This is a genomic window from Anaerotignum sp. (genome assembly GCF_051877975.1).
Lineage (GTDB): Bacteria > Bacillota > Clostridia > Lachnospirales > Anaerotignaceae > Anaerotignum_A.
In genome coordinates this window covers 12,843-28,654 of sequence record NZ_JBJEJK010000054.1, presented here as the reverse complement: position 1 = coordinate 28,654, position 15,812 = coordinate 12,843, and the positions used below count along the sequence as shown (strand labels likewise).

At 47.1% G+C, this 15,812-nt stretch carries 11 protein-coding genes and 1 riboswitch; of the genes, 5 read left to right on the top strand and 6 right to left on the bottom strand.

The window, feature by feature from the left end; translation table 11 throughout:
• Positions 1-433: 433 nt before the first annotated feature.
• The 6 genes from ACI39P_RS08160 to ACI39P_RS08135 all read right to left on the bottom strand — a co-directional run bounded on the left by ACI39P_RS08160 (position 434) and on the right by ACI39P_RS08135 (position 9,749).
• On the bottom strand, positions 434-1,807 hold the full coding sequence (locus tag ACI39P_RS08160; protein ID WP_439720169.1) for a sigma 54-interacting transcriptional regulator: 1,374 nt from the start codon (positions 1,805-1,807) through the stop codon (positions 434-436).
• A gap of 132 nt (positions 1,808-1,939) precedes the next feature.
• The gene (locus ACI39P_RS08155) at positions 1,940-3,514 is read right to left on the bottom strand and encodes a BCCT family transporter (protein WP_439720168.1); all 1,575 of its coding nucleotides are present in this window, start codon (positions 3,512-3,514) and stop codon (positions 1,940-1,942) included.
• 42 nt (positions 3,515-3,556) lie between these two features.
• Positions 3,557-4,729: a CoA transferase gene (locus ACI39P_RS08150; protein WP_439720167.1), complete on the bottom strand. Its 1,173-nt coding sequence runs from the start codon at positions 4,727-4,729 to the stop codon at positions 3,557-3,559.
• 12 nt (positions 4,730-4,741) lie between these two features.
• Positions 4,742-5,926, bottom strand: coding sequence for a CoA transferase (locus tag ACI39P_RS08145; RefSeq protein WP_439720166.1), 1,185 nt, complete (start codon positions 5,924-5,926; stop codon positions 4,742-4,744).
• Between the two features lie 727 nt (positions 5,927-6,653).
• Positions 6,654-8,303, bottom strand: a complete 1,650-nt coding sequence (locus ACI39P_RS08140) for a Na+/H+ antiporter NhaC family protein (RefSeq protein WP_439720165.1) — start codon at positions 8,301-8,303, stop codon at positions 6,654-6,656.
• A 222-nt stretch (positions 8,304-8,525) separates the two neighbouring features.
• Positions 8,526-8,695: riboswitch (Lysine riboswitch) on the bottom strand.
• A 139-nt stretch (positions 8,696-8,834) separates the two neighbouring features.
• A complete protein-coding gene (locus ACI39P_RS08135; RefSeq protein ID WP_439720164.1) occupies positions 8,835-9,749 on the bottom strand; it encodes an aldo/keto reductase in 915 nt (304 codons plus the stop codon).
• A 339-nt stretch (positions 9,750-10,088) separates the two neighbouring features.
• Here ACI39P_RS08135 and argC point away from each other — a divergent pair, with 339 nt between their 5' ends.
• The 5 genes from argC to argF all read left to right on the top strand — a co-directional run bounded on the left by argC (position 10,089) and on the right by argF (position 15,762).
• Positions 10,089-11,018: an N-acetyl-gamma-glutamyl-phosphate reductase gene (gene argC, locus ACI39P_RS08130; RefSeq protein ID WP_439720163.1), complete on the top strand. Its 930-nt coding sequence runs from the start codon at positions 10,089-10,091 to the stop codon at positions 11,016-11,018.
• A 209-nt stretch (positions 11,019-11,227) separates the two neighbouring features.
• Positions 11,228-12,445 carry a bifunctional glutamate N-acetyltransferase/amino-acid acetyltransferase ArgJ gene (gene argJ / locus ACI39P_RS08125; RefSeq protein WP_439720162.1) on the top strand — a complete coding sequence of 406 codons (1,218 nt, stop codon included), beginning with the start codon at positions 11,228-11,230 and terminating at the stop codon, positions 12,443-12,445.
• A 156-nt stretch (positions 12,446-12,601) separates the two neighbouring features.
• Positions 12,602-13,468 carry an acetylglutamate kinase gene (gene argB / locus ACI39P_RS08120; protein WP_439720161.1) on the top strand — a complete coding sequence of 289 codons (867 nt, stop codon included), beginning with the start codon at positions 12,602-12,604 and terminating at the stop codon, positions 13,466-13,468.
• A 39-nt stretch (positions 13,469-13,507) separates the two neighbouring features.
• On the top strand, positions 13,508-14,680 hold the full coding sequence (locus tag ACI39P_RS08115) for an aspartate aminotransferase family protein (protein WP_439720160.1): 1,173 nt from the start codon (positions 13,508-13,510) through the stop codon (positions 14,678-14,680).
• A gap of 176 nt (positions 14,681-14,856) precedes the next feature.
• Positions 14,857-15,762, top strand: a complete 906-nt coding sequence (gene argF, locus ACI39P_RS08110) for an ornithine carbamoyltransferase (RefSeq protein WP_439720159.1) — start codon at positions 14,857-14,859, stop codon at positions 15,760-15,762.
• Positions 15,763-15,812: the final 50 nt, after the last annotated feature.

Here is a 15,812-nt window from a genome sequence, read left to right as displayed (position 1 = left end):
TGGTCAGGGGTACCCCTTGAAGATTTTTTCCTTTGTGCTGGCGTGTGCGCCCATGAATATAAAAATTATCGCATTTTTTCTTTTAAATTTCAACTCTGTTCGACACATGGATACGGTTACATCGGATCTTAATGAACACACGCAAACAACGATTAAACGCTGTTCATAAGCTGCGCTTCCAACATAACAGCAAGACCTTACGGAGGAAATCTCACCGCAGCCAATGGCAATTTTGCCTTCCACCTGTTCCTCCTGCTCTATAAGTTCCTTTTCCGTTTTGCCCACAAGCTGCAAGATTTTTTCTGCACGCCTACGGAAAAGAATCCCCTCCTGCATATGATATATTCAGTATACCATATAGAAAGGGGATTCTCTTCCATTTGTCAACAGGTCCATTTTTTCACAGTCTTCCCCATTTGCATCATCCCACTCATTATGACATACAGTATTTTTTGATCAAACGATACGCTGTCGGCTGGCTTACCCCCAGCACCTCCGCAACCTTAACACTAGTACCATGGGCTTCAAAGGCATCCCTTACCATTTTTCTCTCTACCTCTTCCACCGCTTCACGCAAGGTCCTTCCGGCATATCCGGGTTCTTCCTCCTGATAACTGATCTGTACGCTATCTTGTGAATAATCAAATACACTCTTTGGCAGGTCGGTTACCTGAATTTCCTTCCCATTGGTCAAAACCACTGTTTTTTCAACGATATGGGATAATTCCCTTACATTCCCTGGCCATTTATATCGCAGGAGCACCTGCATGGCCTCCTCGGAAAACACATGATTTCTGAAATATATCTTATTATATTCCTCCAGATAATGTGCAATCAATACTTTGATATCCTCCGGTCTTTCCCGCAGAGGCGGTACTGTTACTTCAAAAATATTCAGGCGATAATAGAGATCCTCCCGAAAAGATTTTGCTTCTACCATCTGCTTTAAGTCTCGATTGGTTGCCGCAATGATTTTCACATCCACCTTTTGCTTCTTTTCGCTTCCCAAAGGCATAAACTCTTGATCCTGCATAAATTGCAGCAGCTTCCCCTGCAGGTCATAGGGGATTTCCGAAATTTCATCCAAAAACAGGGTTCCGCCATTGGCAACCTCCACGATCCCCTTTTTCCCCGCTGCATTTGCACCTGAAAAAGCCCCTTTTTTATAGCCGAATAATTCCGATTCGATCAGGTTGGGATTCATACAGGCACAGTTCACCGCCACAAAGGGCTTATCCTTTCTATCGCTGATGCTGTGGATATATTTTGCCAGCTGGCTTTTCCCCGTGCCGGTTTCCCCAAGGATCAGGCAGGGACTTTTCACATTTTTGATACGATGCAGCGTTTCCATAATCCTTTCCATGCTTTGTGCCGCGAAAATATAGTTTGCATCCTTTTTACTGGGCTCCTCCATAATATTCAGAAATTTTTCTTCCGCCTTGCCCTGCTGCGTATAATTATAAATATCATTTACATTCTGTGCTACATATTTGATCTCCCCATTTTCGCCAAAAACAGGTACAGAAATCGTAATGATATCCAGCCCCAGATTGGTGATCTGGCGTTTTGCCACCATAGTCTTTTTCTGATATACCTCCGGCAATGTGGAATTTCCCCAATAGGTCTCATCCAATTGAGAAAACTTCTTGCCGATCATCTCCTCCTGAGAAATGCCATAATGCCTCAGTGCCGCTTTATTGACATACAAAAGATTGTAATCATTATCATAAATCATAATTTCATCATGCAAATGGTCCACAATATTCCAGAGGTCTGCGCTGCTAATTCCATTGATTCTTTTTTTCATGCAAATACCTCCTCTCAAGCTGCCGTTTCTTTCATTATACATCATAAAATCCATTCTTTCTTCCAAAAACCTCACAAAACCAGCTTCTTTTCAAAAAAATCCCGCTTTCAAAAGAAAGCGGGATTTTTTTATTTACTGGTCTTCTTCCATACGGCTCAGCGCAATGATTTCATCCTTTGTTTTTCCACCAAAATCCTTCATCAACTCTCTTAAGAAGCCATGATAGATAATGACCAGAATGACCAGCAGAGGGAGACCGGTCGCCAGAACGATCGCTTTAATCGTACTGATATCTGTACCAGCGTATGCAATCGCAATAGGGATTGCTACCAGAAGCAAGCACCATGCAAATTTCAATTTTTTATCGGGTTCTTCTCCATTACCCAGTTTTCTTGTAATGGTAGAAGACAATGTAAAGGAGGTTGCATCCAGTGTTGTCGCCAAAAACAGGATGATAACCACCAGATACAGCACCATAGCAATCTTTGCAAAGGGCAATGTATTGATTGTCGCTGTGGCAATCATTTCAGATTCACCATTGGTCAGCATAGCAGGTACGTCCAGAATGCCGTCGATACGCAGACCCTGCTGATATGCTGTTACAATACCAAAGAACAGGAACAGACCGGCAGTACCTGTGATCAGCATATTGATAATGATTTCTCTGACCGTTCTGCCTTTGGAAATTTTTGCAACAAACAGACCGGTAAAGGGACCGAATACCAGCCAATAAACCAGATAAAATACTGTCCAGTCCTGAGGATAGCCTGTTCTTGCCACAGGGTCTGTCCACAGGGTCATTCTGCCAAATTCTTTGGAAAGGATCCCCAGTGCATTTACCATAGAATCCAAGATATATTGGGTATTGCCTGCAATGAAGATGAATGCCAGCAGGGAAATACAGAAGTATACGTTCCAGTCGCTGATTTTTCTCATCCCTTTTTCAATCCCCAGCAGGGAAGAAATGGAATACAGCACCGCTGTACCAATCAGTACAATAACCATCAATGTAAAGGAGGTATTGATACCGATTAAATCCGCAATGGCAGCAGCGATGGTGGATGCTGCGGAACCGGCCGAAATACAGATAGAGCCTACTGCCGCAAAGATAAAGATAAAGTTTACGATTTTGCCAAACCAGCCATTTACGGCTTTTTCACCGAGAGAGTATTTGCAAAGGGCGCCAAAACGCAGTTCGTTGTCTTTTTTGATGTAATAATGATATGCAAAAGGCAGTACAAATACACAAAGCAACGCCCAGGCCGCAGGGCCCCAGTCATAGATTGCATAAGTCAAGGACAGTTCATAAGCATAGGCTTCGGAAATGGGGACACCTGCCAGAGCCGGAGCTGCATTAAAATGATAGCCCCATTCCAGAAAAGCCCAGTATACAGTACCGGCACCCAAACCTGTAAAAAACATCATGGCAACCCAGCTCATGGTACGATATTCCGGCTTACAATTCCCAAAACGGATATTCCCGTATTTAGAGAATGCCAAAGCCACCAGGAAAATCAGAATAATTGCTGTAAATAACTGCATCGCAGAACCAAATGTATAAGTCAGCGCGTGCATAACGGCAGCGCCAATGGCTTTCCCCGTCTCGGGAAACATGGTCATCCCTACCATCAAGGCTATGATGATGACAACGCTGATAATCATCAAGCCAACTTCATATTTTTCATTCAAGTTTTTCTTTTCCTTCATACTACTTCCTCCCATCCTGCAGTCTTGATTTTCACAGATGCATCAGACTACTTTCTTTTCTTTCAGTGCTTTCATCTCATCCGCTGTATATCCCAAACGGCTCAAAATCTCATCGGTATTTTCCCCTAATGTTGGAGAAGGGACATTTGTGATCGGTGTATTTTCAGACAAATGGATTGGGTCACCCACCAGCTTCACAGGCCCCATCACAGGGTCATTTACTTCAATCACCATATTTCTTGCCAACAACTGAGGATTCTCCAAGGATTCTACGATACCCATGACAGCGGAGGCCGCCACACTGCTTCCATCAAAGAGAGCTTCCGCTTCCTTTGCGGTCAGTTCAGCAAATCTTTTTTCAATCAGTTCTTTCAGCAAATCCTTTTTCTCCAGTCTATCTGCATTGGTCCGGTAATCTGCTGTATTTTCCAAACCTGTTCTTTCGCAGAATTCCGCCCACTGGGCATCATTTTTTACAGAGATGGCTACATAGTCATCTTTGGTTTTGAAAATATCATTGGGTGCAGAATAGTGGCTGGCATTACCGGAACGGCTCAGCACCTTACCATTGTTTGCATACTCCAGCACGGGATATTCCAGCAGCCCAAACAATGCCCCCAGCATCGTTACATCTACCTGCTGACCTTTTCCCGTTTTCTGTCTGTTGTAGTAGGCAATCATCAGCCCCAACAGCAGCAGCAAACCGGAATAGCTGTCCCCAATAGCAGGGCCGATCTTTGTAGGCCCTTTATCGGCAAACCCATTCACATCCATAATGCCGCTCATGGCCTGAATCACATTGTCATAGGCCGCATATTTTGCCAATTCTCCCTTTGTGCCAAAACCGGAAATTGTTGCATAGATGATATCCGGCTTTATTTTTTTCATCTGCTCATAGCCAACACCGTATTTTTCCAAGGTGCCCGCCTTAAAGTTAGAGCAAACGATATCTGCGTCCCGAATCAAATCATAGATGATCTTCTGTCCTTCTTCGCTTTTGATATCCAACGTAATGCTTTTTTTGCCTCTGTTAAAGGAAGCATAATAAGCACTGTAATCATTCTTAAAAGGCCCCCATGTTCTGGCCTGGTCACCGCCATCCACTCTTTCGATTTTGATGACCTCCGCACCATAATCTGCCAAAAACAAAGAGCAGAAAGGTCCTGCATACGCATGTGTAAAATCTACTACCTTAACACCGTCTAAAAATCCCATAGTTCCGCCTCCTTAAATGATTTCTTTCTCTTTCCATGCTTTCATTTCCGCTTTTCCGTAGCCTGCCGCTGTCAGCAGTGCTTCTGTGTCACTGCCCAGGGCAGGGGCATCCTCAAAAGGAACCGCAGGGGTATCCCGCAGCATAAAAGGAATGGAGGGATATTTCAAAGTACCGAAGATATCACTTTCCGCTGTGGTCATATATCCATTTTCCAAAGTATTCGGCAAATCTGTAATCTCCGGAATCGTCAGAACTGCACAGCAGGGAATCCCCTGTTTTCTGCATTTCTTCTCAACATCCATTTTTTTGTGTTGAATGATTCTTTCCGCCAGAATGGGTCTGAGATGATTCATATAATCTGCTCTTCTTTTTTCATTATCATCGAATCTGGGGTCTTCCTTTAAATCCTGCATATCCAGTGCATCACAGAAATTCAGCCACTGCTGCTGTGTTGCCACACCGATAGCCACATAACCATCCTCTGTTTCAAAGGTATCGTAGGGCGCACAGGAAGGGTCGAAGTTGCCTTTTCTTTTATGAATCTCTCCTACTGTGGAATAAGCCGCCGGAGCTGCTTCAATGCAGGAATAAATAGAATCCAGTAATGCGATATCCACCTTCTGCCCAATGCCTCTGATATTTTTATCGATCAATGCCATAACGATGCCTGTGGCAATATATGCAGCGCTGTAATGCTCTGCAATAGATGGCGCAGATTGAACGGGATACTGTTCATGCATACCAGTCATATCCATGGCAACCCCCTTTGCCTGAGCCGTCAGGGAAGAAGCAGGCTTATTTTTATAGGGACCTGTCTCCCCATAATAAGAATAGGACCCATAGATAATATCTTCTTTGATTTTTTTCAAATCCTCATATCCCAGGCCAAGAGATTCCATGTATCCGGCTTCCTTGTCCACGCAAATCACATCGAAAAAAGGAACCAATTTTTTGAAAATCTTCGCTCCTTCTTTCGTCGCAATATCCAGAGACAAGCTTTTTTTACCGCTGTTCAGATAGTTAAAATAAATACTTTTCTCCTCTTTTACAGGGGCCCATACTCTGGCTCGGTCGCCAATACCGGGTTGTTCCACCTTTGTCACTTCAGCACCATAACCAGAAAGGTACATAGTCGCTAAACTGACAGTCAGCTTTTCAGATAAGTCTAAAATTTTAACATTTTCTAACGCTTTCATTTGCACAGCTCCTTTATTTTTTTATTTTCTTATATTAGAAGCAAGAAGCGTGCCAAAACAAAAAATACCATTTTACAGCATTTTTTCACAAAAAAATAACAGCACAATATTCAAAAACGAATAATGCACTGTTATTTTCAATTCTAAACTGAATTTTAGCTACATTCTTCCATTCAATTTTGAATAAATTATTCAAAATTGAATGGAAGAGATCTTCTTTTTTAGAAAGAAGCAGCAAAATAGGTATTTTCTACGCAAGTAAAAATTTTAGAAAAAGTAAATACAAATTTAATCAATACCGTAATTCGTTGCGTAATCGGGCGGGAGGTAGATAATTGTCTTATCACCTCCCATAGTACCATATGTTCTCCAGCGTGATTATGGCATTCGCATCAGCATCGGACGAGTGTACCGATTGATGCGAACACTTCAACTGCCTCGTATGTCTACGACTCCAAGAGACCACATGGTTCCCTTGGAATGATGACCCCTAACGAAAAGGAAGAACTATTCTGGAATCAGGCTTAGCTGTCTGATTTCAGAATAGTATCTTTAAAAATTGTATCTACTTACTTGACTATGAAGCAGCTCTTTTGCTTAAGCTTTAATTTCACCCGCAGAGCGGGAGGTTGTGAAAGCCCGCTTCGCGGTCTTCAGCACTGAGGTAATCATGCAAAAACCCCGTATCCAGGAAAAGGATACGGGGGGATTTTTTTTGCGTTTTTCTTTATTCTGCAGGCAATTCCTTTTTGCCGTACATCTTGCGGATCACCAGAATCACCACGATCATAGAGATGATGGCGATCGGCAGGTTGATGATCCAATTCTGGATAACTGCCGCCAATACATAGTTCACAGCGGATACTGCTGCAACGGTCAGAGCATAGGGCAGCTGTGTGGATACATGGTTGATATGGTCACACTGGGCACCTGTGGAAGCCATGATCGTTGTATCGGAAATGGGAGAGCAGTGGTCACCGCAGACAGCACCGGCCAATGTTGCAGCCACTGTAATCGTCAGCAGTTCACTGGTGGGGTCCATAATCGGCACAACGATGGGCAGCAGGATACCGAAGGTACCCCAAGAAGTACCTGTTGCGAAGGCCAGGAATACGGCAATACAGAATACGATGACAGGAATCAGCATCTGCAGTACGCCTTTGCTGCCTTCCAAAATACCTGCTACGAATACATCCGCCCCCAACAGGCCTGTGATACCGGACAATGTCCAAGCAAAAGTCAGGATCATGATAGCGGGCACCATTGCCTTGAAGCCTTCCGGCAGGCAATCCATAAACTGACGGAACGTCAGCACACGGCGGGGAATATACAGCACAAAAGTGATGAGCAGCGCTGCGGCAGAACCCAGCAGCAGGCCAACGGAAGCATCGCAGTTTGCAAAGGCATTTACGAAGGATTCCCCATCAAAGAAACCGCCGGTATAGATCATACCAATAATACAGCAAGCGATCAGCACGATAACGGGCAGCACCAGGTCGATCACCTTCCCATTGCCAACCACTTCCGCCGTGGCATCCGCCCCTGCGAAGGGTCTTGCATCTGTGGTATACAGGTCATCGTTCAGCTGTGCGTTTCTTTCATGTTCCAGCATAGGGCCGAAATCTGTATTGGTGATGGTCAGTGTCAGCATTGCTACGATACTCAGCAGGGCATAGAAATTATAAGGGATGGCTCTGATGAACAGATCCAGACCATTTACGCCCTCTACAACGCCGGCAACCGCGGCAGCCCAGGAAGAAATGGGCGCAATGATACAGATAGGTGCAGCAGTTGCATCAATGATATAGGCCAGTTTTGCTCTGGAAACCTTATGGGTATCTGTCACAGGACGCATAACAGAGCCTACAGTCAGACAGTTGAAATAGTCATCTACAAATACCAGCACGCCCAGCAGGAAGGTGGACAGCAGCGCACCTTTTCTGGATTTGATGGCTTTGGTCGCCCAACGGCCATAGGCTGCAGAGCCGCCTGCCTTATTCATCAGGGCAACCATGATCCCCAGGATGACCAGGAAGATCAGGATACCGACGTTCCAGCTATCGGACAGATTGGCCAGCATGCCGCCGTCTGTGCTGTTGGTGAAAATGGTCAGGTAAGCCAGCTTAATGTCAAAATTCGCATAGAACAGCCCCCCTACCACAATACCAATGAACAAAGAGGAATATACTTCCTTTGTGATCAGCGCCAGAATAATAGCAACCAGGGGAGGCACCAAAGACCACGCCGTCGCGTACATATTACTGGTGTATTCTGCTGCTTCGGCTTCCCCACCGAAAGCAGTTGTGGCCATGGCTGCTGCTACCAGTGCAACCACAAAGAACATGCCAAGCCACGTGTTTCTTGTTTTGGTTTTCATAACCCTTCTCCTTTCCGGAATTGAAAAATAATGATGAAATAATACCAGGTTTGGAGCCACCGAAAACCCACTTCATGGTTTTTTAGTGTGGATTTGTAAAAGCTTTCGCTTATGCAAGCATGCACGCTCATTTCCTTACAAATCTGCATGGCTCCAACGGAAACATAAGAAAAAGACCATGCAAAGGCACGGTCTTATAAGCATAGGTAAAATATGCTGCAAGTTTCCGATAGCGCTCCACATCCGTGACAGTACATTACATTTTTTGCAATGTCCCAGCGGCAGACCCCCTTTGGGCAGGGAAAACCGCTTCGGCAATGCCGCCTTTCCGCCCCCGCCGCCCACGGCTTTTCTGGGGAAATACTCATCGACATTGCGCCTCTATCTTATATTGTTGTCTGACGTTGCATCAGACTATTCTTCATTCATAACACACCCACCCGATAAAGTCAAGCCTTTCCGCAAAAAAGCCTTCATTTTCGGTTTTTTTGTGGATTTTTGCAGGGAAATGGCTGCAATAGTGAGCAAATATCAGCGCATCCGTTTTTCCCCTGTTGCCAGATAGATTTCATACCATTCCCAATGTTCCAGCCGGATATCCAAAGCGGCAATGGCGTTGTCCAAACGATACAGCTTATTGCTGCCCACCAAGGGCAGCATCCCCGCAGGATGATACAAAATCCATGCATAGAGGACGGTTTCCGGAGCAGTATGATGTCTTTCGGCAATCTCTTCCAAAACAGAACGTACCTTTTGATAGGGTGCTTCTTCGGAAGTAAAGATTTTGCCGCCAGCCAAAGGAGACCAGATCATCGGGTGGATGCCCTTTTCCAGCAGCAGATCCAGCATGCCGCTGTCGAGATGTTCATAGCAGACGGGGCTGAATTCGATTTGATTCATCACCAATTGCCCGCCGGTGCAGTTGTTCAGGGCATTGAATTTCCAAGGGTCAAAATTGGAAACCCCGATTTCCCTTACCAGCCCCTCCTCCTTCAGTTCCAGCAAAGCCTTTGCCGCTGCATGGGGATCCAGCAGAGGGTCCTCCCGGTGGATAAGGTACAGGTCAATATAGCCGCAGTGGAGCCGTTCCAGGCTGTCCCTGCAGGCCTGTTTGATGGTTTCATAGCGGGTATCATAATGTTTGGCAATTTGAACCGTTTTCCCCTCTCCATAGGGCATTCCGCCAATCTTTTTAATACCTGTTTTGGTCACCAGCTGAATCTGCCGGCGAATTTCCGGATATTTGGCAAATACTTTCCCCATTTCTCTTTCGCAAAGGGTATTCCCGTAGATTTCCGCCGTATCAAAGGTAGTAACTCCCCGGACAATGCAGCCCCGCATAAATTCCGCCAGTGTTTCCGTATCCCAATGCCAATCCGTCAGCCGCCAAAAGCCCTGTATGATGCGGGATAGGCTCAAATTTTCTGTGATCTTTACATATTCCATAGCGGCATGCCCCCTTTATTCATATATTCACATAAATATTGTATATTTATTGTATACAATACACAGCAAGACCGGTATCAGCGGAAATTTCAGAAGAAATCTCTCTGATCCGCCCCTGTCATGCACAAAAACATTGAGAGCAGCTCTCCATATTTTTGTGCAATTCTCCATATAAAATTGCCAGCTTTCTCCATAACTTCCTGCAATCCGCTAAAATTGCATAATTATGCACAAAATGATTGACTTCATTTTTGAGAGGTATATAATTAGTATAAATCATTCAACCCTTGAATCCAACAGAAATTTCAAATAAACGCAGAACAAAGAAAGGACGGCTCTATGAAACATAAGGTATATATCGACGGGCAGGCAGGCACAACGGGCCTGCAGCTCCGCCATAAGCTGGAAAATCATAAAGATGTTGAAATTTTGCTCATCAGCGAAGAACTGCGAAAGGATGAAGCAGAACGAAAAAGACTGATGAACGAGGCGGAAGTGGTGTTCCTTTGCCTGCCCGATGATGCGGCGAAGGAGGCGGTGAAGCTGGTGGAAAACCCCAATACCTGCATCATCGATGCCAGCACCGCCCACCGGGTCGACCCCGATTGGGCCTATGGGTTCCCGGAACTTTCCCCTGCCCATCGGGAAAAGATCAAACATTCCAAGCGCATCGCCAACCCCGGTTGCCATGCTACAGGCTTTATTGCGGCGGTGTATCCGCTGGTGGAAATGGGCATCATCGGCAAGGAGTATCCCCTGACCGCCCATAGCCTGACAGGCTACAGCGGCGGCGGCAAGGCTATGATCGCCGATTATGAAGCAGCCGACAGACCTTTCCTTTTCGACAGCCCCAGACAATATGGCCTGAGCCAGAAGCATAAGCATCTGCCGGAAATGCAGCATGTAACAGGCATTGATGCGCCCCCTGTATTCTGCCCCATCGTTGGGGATTATTACAGCGGCATGGCAACCTGCATCCCCCTGATTGCTTCCTTATTTAAAAAGAAAGTGACAAAAGAAGAACTGCTGGGGATGCTGAAGGAATATTATAAGGATGCAAAGCTCATCAGCGTGGGTACGGAGGAAACCAATTTCCTGGCATCCAACCCCCTCAGGGATACCAATGCACTGAAGCTGTATCTGGAAGGCAATGACGAACGGATGACCCTCATCAGTGTATTCGACAATCTGGGCAAGGGTGCTTCTGGTGCAGCAGTACAGAACATGAACATCGTCCTTGGTCTGGATGAAACAACCGGGTTGATTTGAGACCTTGGGGCTCTGCCCCAACCCCCCGCTGGGGTATGATACCCCAGACCCCCATTTGCAAAAAACTAACGTTTTTTGCGGAATATATTTTGATAAAGTATCTCTATCCCTTGCTGCTATCAAACGCAGTCTGATGGCAAATAAGGGTCAAGGGGCACCCCTTGCAGGAGTTTGAGGACAGCGTCCTCAAGAAAAAAGGAGGAATCGATATGCAAAAGATAACCAGCGGCGTGACCGCACCCAAAGGCTTTCTCGCCGGCGGCCTGCACTGCGGCGTAAAAACAAATAATACCGATAAAAAAGACATCGCCATGATTTACAGCGAAAAACCCTGCCACGCAGCAGCGGTTTATACCCAGAATAAAGTCTACGGCGCACCCATCACCGTCACCAGAAAAAATATTGCCGACGGCATGGCCCAGGCTATGGTCTGCAACAGCGGCAACGCCAACACCTGCAACGCCGACGGCGTGGAAAAAGCCCAGATGATGTGCGAACTGGCGGCAAAGGCTTTGAACCTGAAACCGGAGGATATCATCGTTGCCTCCACCGGGGTCATCGGTCAGGTGCTGCCCATCGAACCCATTGAAAAAGGCATTGCAGCTCTGGCACCCATCCTTTCCAAAGAAGGCAATCTGGACGCCGTGGAAGCCATTATGACAACAGATACCAAGCCGAAAGAAGAAGCCTATGAAATCGAAATCGGCGGCAAACCCGTAAAAATCGGCGCTATGGCAAAGGGCAGCGGCATGATCCACCCCAATATGGCGACCATGCTGGGCTTCTTGACCACCGATGCCGCCATCACCACGCCTATGCTGCAGAAAGCCCTGAAGCTGGCAGTAGACGATACCTTTAACATGGTCAGCGTAGACGGCGATACTTCCACCAATGATATGGTCTCCATCATGGCAAACGGCATGGCGGAAAACCCCGTCATTGACAAAGTCGGCGAAGATTTCGACCTGTTCGTAAAAGTTGTGAAGGAAATCTGCACCTCTATGGCGAAAAAAATCGCCGGAGACGGGGAAGGTGCAACGAAGCTGGTGGAATGCACTGTTACCGGTGCGCCTACCATCCCTCTGGCAAAGGCCATTGCCAAATCTGTCATCACTTCCAGCCTGACAAAGGCTGCCATGTTCGGTGCCGATGCCAACTGGGGCAGAATCCTATGCGCCATTGGCTATACAGAAGGGGATTTTGCCGTAGATACCATTCAGGTGGATATCTCCTCTCCCAAGGGCAGTATTCTGGTCTGCGAAAACGGCGCAGGCGTTGCCTTTGATGAGGATAAGGCGAAGGAAATCCTGCTGGAGGAAGAAATCCACATCGAGATTGCTATGAAGCAGGGGGATGCCACAGCAACGGCCTGGGGCTGCGACCTGACTTATGACTACGTGAAAATCAACGGCGACTACCGCACATAAGACCGTGGGACGCTGTCCCACCCCCTGCAAGGGGGATAATCCCCCTTGACCCTTATTTGCAACAACATGTACATGTTGTTGCGGTATCAGGTTCCAAGGGAATGATTCCCTTGGTGGGGTGCAGGGGCAAAGCCCCGCAAGAAAGAGGAAGGATTTATGGAAGATATGAATACAAATATGAATAGCCTGAAGGCAAAAGTGCTGACCGCAGCCCTGCCTTATATCCAAAAATACAACGGAAAAACAGTTGTCATCAAATACGGCGGCAATGCCATGATCCACCCAATGCTGAAAAAAGCCGTGATGAGCGATATCATCCTGCTTTCTCTGGTGGGCATCAATGTGGTGCTGGTTCACGGCGGCGGCCCGGAAATCAGCAGTATGCTGAAACGGCTGGATATCCCCTCCAAATTTGTTGACGGCCTGCGTTATACGGATGAAGAAACGGCAAAAGTGGTCCAGATGGTGCTTTCCGGCAAAACCAATAAAGATCTGGTCTCCCTCATCGGCCAGCTGGGGGGCAAGGCCATCGGCATGTGCGGCATCGACGGCGGCATGATCCACGCGAAAAAACTGGAAGGGGATTATGGTTTTGTAGGTGATATCACAGAAATCAATGTTGCCCCCATCAATCACGCCATCCACCACGGCTATATCCCCGTGATCGCCACCGTAGGCACCGATGACGAAGGCAATGTTTACAACATCAACGCCGACACAGCGGCAGCAGAGATCGCCGCAGCCCTGCAGGCGGAAAATATCATCACCCTGACAGATATCCGCGGTCTTTTGCAGAATGTGGATGACCCCGATTCTCTAATCTCCACGGTAACCATGGCGGATATCCCCCAGCTGATGGAAAAAGGCATCATCAGCGGCGGCATGATCCCCAAAATCAAAGGTCTGGAAAATGCCATTCGCTCCGGCGTGAAAAAAGCCGTTATGATTGACGGCAGAATCGAACATTCCATTCTCATCGAAATGTTCTCCGATGAAGGGATCGGCACCATGTTCACAAAATAAATCTGATGGAAATAGTTTGAAACGAAAGAAGGGATCCCCATGCGTTTTGAAGATATTAAAAAACTGGACGATACTTATGTTGCCCATACATACGGTCGTTACGGCGTAGCACTGGATCATGGCAATGGCGCCATCTGCTACGACCATGCCGGTAAATCCTATATCGACTTCACCAGCGGCATTGGTGTAAATTCTTTGGGCTTTGCCGATGCGGGCTGGGTCAAGGCTGTCACTGCCCAGCTGAATAAATTGCAGCATATTTCCAACTTATATTATACGGAGCCCTGCATTCAGGCAGCAAAGCTGATTTGTGAAAAAAGCGGCATGAAAAAGGTATTCTTCGGCAACAGCGGCGCAGAGGCCAACGAAGGCGTCATCAAAGCCGCAAGAAAATACTCCTTTGAGAAATATGGCGAAGGCAGAAGCACCATCGTGGCTCTGGAAAATTCCTTCCATGGCAGAACCATGGCTGCCCTTTCCGCCACAGGCCAGCCCGCTTATCATAATTTCTTCTTCCCCTTTGTAGATGGCTTCTCCTTTGCAAAGGCCAATGATCTGGAAGATACCCTTTCCAAGCTGACTGAGGATGTTTGCGCTGTCATCATGGAAATGGTACAGGGGGAAGGCGGCGTCATGCCACTGGAAAAAGAATATGTACAGGCCGTTTATCAGGCTTGTCAGGAAAAGGACATCCTCTTTATTGTGGATGAGGTACAGACCGGCGTCGGCAGAACCGGCACCTTCTACAGCTATCAGCAGTTCGGCATCCAGCCCGATTTGGTCTCCTCTGCAAAGGGTCTGGGGGGCGGCCTGCCCATCGGCGCGGTGCTGTTCGGGGAAAAAACAGAAAACGTACTGGTCCCCGGCGACCATGGCTCCACCTTCGGCGGCAACCCCGTTGTCTGCGCCGGTGCGGTGGAAGTCCTGCACCGTATGGATGAGGATTTCCTGCAGGAGGTCACTGCTAAGGGCAATTACCTGAAAGCGGAGATTGAAAAAATGCCCCATGTGACAGGCGTTGCAGGCATGGGTATGATGCTGGGCATCGAATTGGATACGGATGTAAAACCCATCGTCAACACCCTGATGGAAAATGGCCTGCTGGTGTTGACAGCAAAGCATAAAATGCGCCTGCTGCCTCCTCTGAGCATCACCCAGACGGAGCTGGAAAAGGGCTTATCCATTTTGAAAGATACATTAGCAAGTATTTAATTTTTTCGGGCTCTACCCGACTATCGCTTGAAAGAAAGCTAAACAAAGAAAATATATAATAACAAAGTAAATTATTTTTCCCTCGCAGAAACGAATATTTCTGCATAACGAGGTCCAGGGCATCATGCCCTGGCAAGGGTCGAGAGGGGACGAATTCCCCCGGAAAGGATTTTAATATGAAACATTTTTTGAAATTATTGGACTGCACCACAGAAGAAATCTATGAACTGCTGGACTTGGCAGCAACCATGAAGCAGTATGTAAAGGAAGGCAAGGAACACCATTTCCTGAAGGGCAAAACATTGGGGATGATCTTTGAAAAATCCTCTACCCGTACCCGCATCTCCTTTGAAACCGGTATGTATCAGCTGGGCGGTCATGCCCTGTTCATCAGCGCAAAAGATTCCCAGATCGGCCGCGGCGAGCCTACCCAGGATACTGCCCGTGTTATGAGCCGCATGCTGGACGGCATCATGATCCGCACCTTTGAACAGAAGGAAGTGGAAATGCTGGCGGAATATGGTTCTATCCCCGTTATCAACGGCCTGACAGATCTGTGCCACCCCTGCCAGGTCATGGCGGATCTGCTGACCATCCGGGAACATAAGGGCACATTAGAAGGGCTGACCATGTGCTATATCGGTGACGGCAACAACATGGCCAACTCCCTTATCGTCGGCGGGCTGAAAACAGGCATGCACGTGCAGATCGCTACCCCCGAAGGCTATCGGCCCGACCCTATGGTCATGGAATTTGCCGCTCAGTTCCCCGATCAATTTTCCATCACCGATGACCCTATGACAGCCGCAAAAGGCGCAGATGTTGTCATCACTGACTGCTGGACTTCCATGGGGCAGGAAGAAGAAAAGAAAGAAAGAGAAAAAGCCTTCGCCGGCTATCAGGTAAACAAGGCCCTGATGGGCGTGGCAAAGCCCGATGCCATGGTGCTGCATTGCCTGCCTGCTTACCGGGAACAGGAGATCACCAACGAAGTATTTGAAGAACACGCCAATGAAATTTTCGATGAAGCAGAAAACAGACTGCATGCACAGAAAGCAATCTTGGTAAAACTTCTTGGCTAAATAAAAAATACACCCCCAAAATCAAAAAGCACCTCAATCTGAGGTGACCC

What these genes read in the sequence shown, in the direction of transcription:
- ACI39P_RS08115 (WP_439720160.1), top strand. Translation starts at nt 13,508, where the DNA reads ATGCGTTTTGAAGATATTAAAAAACTGGACGATACTTATGTTGCCCAT.
- argF (WP_439720159.1), top strand. Translation starts at nt 14,857, where the DNA reads ATGAAACATTTTTTGAAATTATTGGACTGCACCACAGAAGAAATCTAT.
- ACI39P_RS08160 (WP_439720169.1), bottom strand. Translation starts at nt 1,807, where the DNA reads ATGAAAAAAAGAATCAATGGAATTAGCAGCGCAGACCTCTGGAATATT.
- argC (WP_439720163.1), top strand. Translation starts at nt 10,089, where the DNA reads ATGAAACATAAGGTATATATCGACGGGCAGGCAGGCACAACGGGCCTG.
- ACI39P_RS08155 (WP_439720168.1), bottom strand. Translation starts at nt 3,514, where the DNA reads ATGAAGGAAAAGAAAAACTTGAATGAAAAATATGAAGTTGGCTTGATG.
- ACI39P_RS08145 (WP_439720166.1), bottom strand. Translation starts at nt 5,926, where the DNA reads ATGAAAGCGTTAGAAAATGTTAAAATTTTAGACTTATCTGAAAAGCTG.
- ACI39P_RS08150 (WP_439720167.1), bottom strand. Translation starts at nt 4,729, where the DNA reads ATGGGATTTTTAGACGGTGTTAAGGTAGTAGATTTTACACATGCGTAT.
- argJ (WP_439720162.1), top strand. Translation starts at nt 11,228, where the DNA reads ATGCAAAAGATAACCAGCGGCGTGACCGCACCCAAAGGCTTTCTCGCC.
- argB (WP_439720161.1), top strand. Translation starts at nt 12,602, where the DNA reads ATGGAAGATATGAATACAAATATGAATAGCCTGAAGGCAAAAGTGCTG.
- ACI39P_RS08135 (WP_439720164.1), bottom strand. Translation starts at nt 9,749, where the DNA reads ATGGAATATGTAAAGATCACAGAAAATTTGAGCCTATCCCGCATCATA.
- ACI39P_RS08140 (WP_439720165.1), bottom strand. Translation starts at nt 8,303, where the DNA reads ATGAAAACCAAAACAAGAAACACGTGGCTTGGCATGTTCTTTGTGGTT.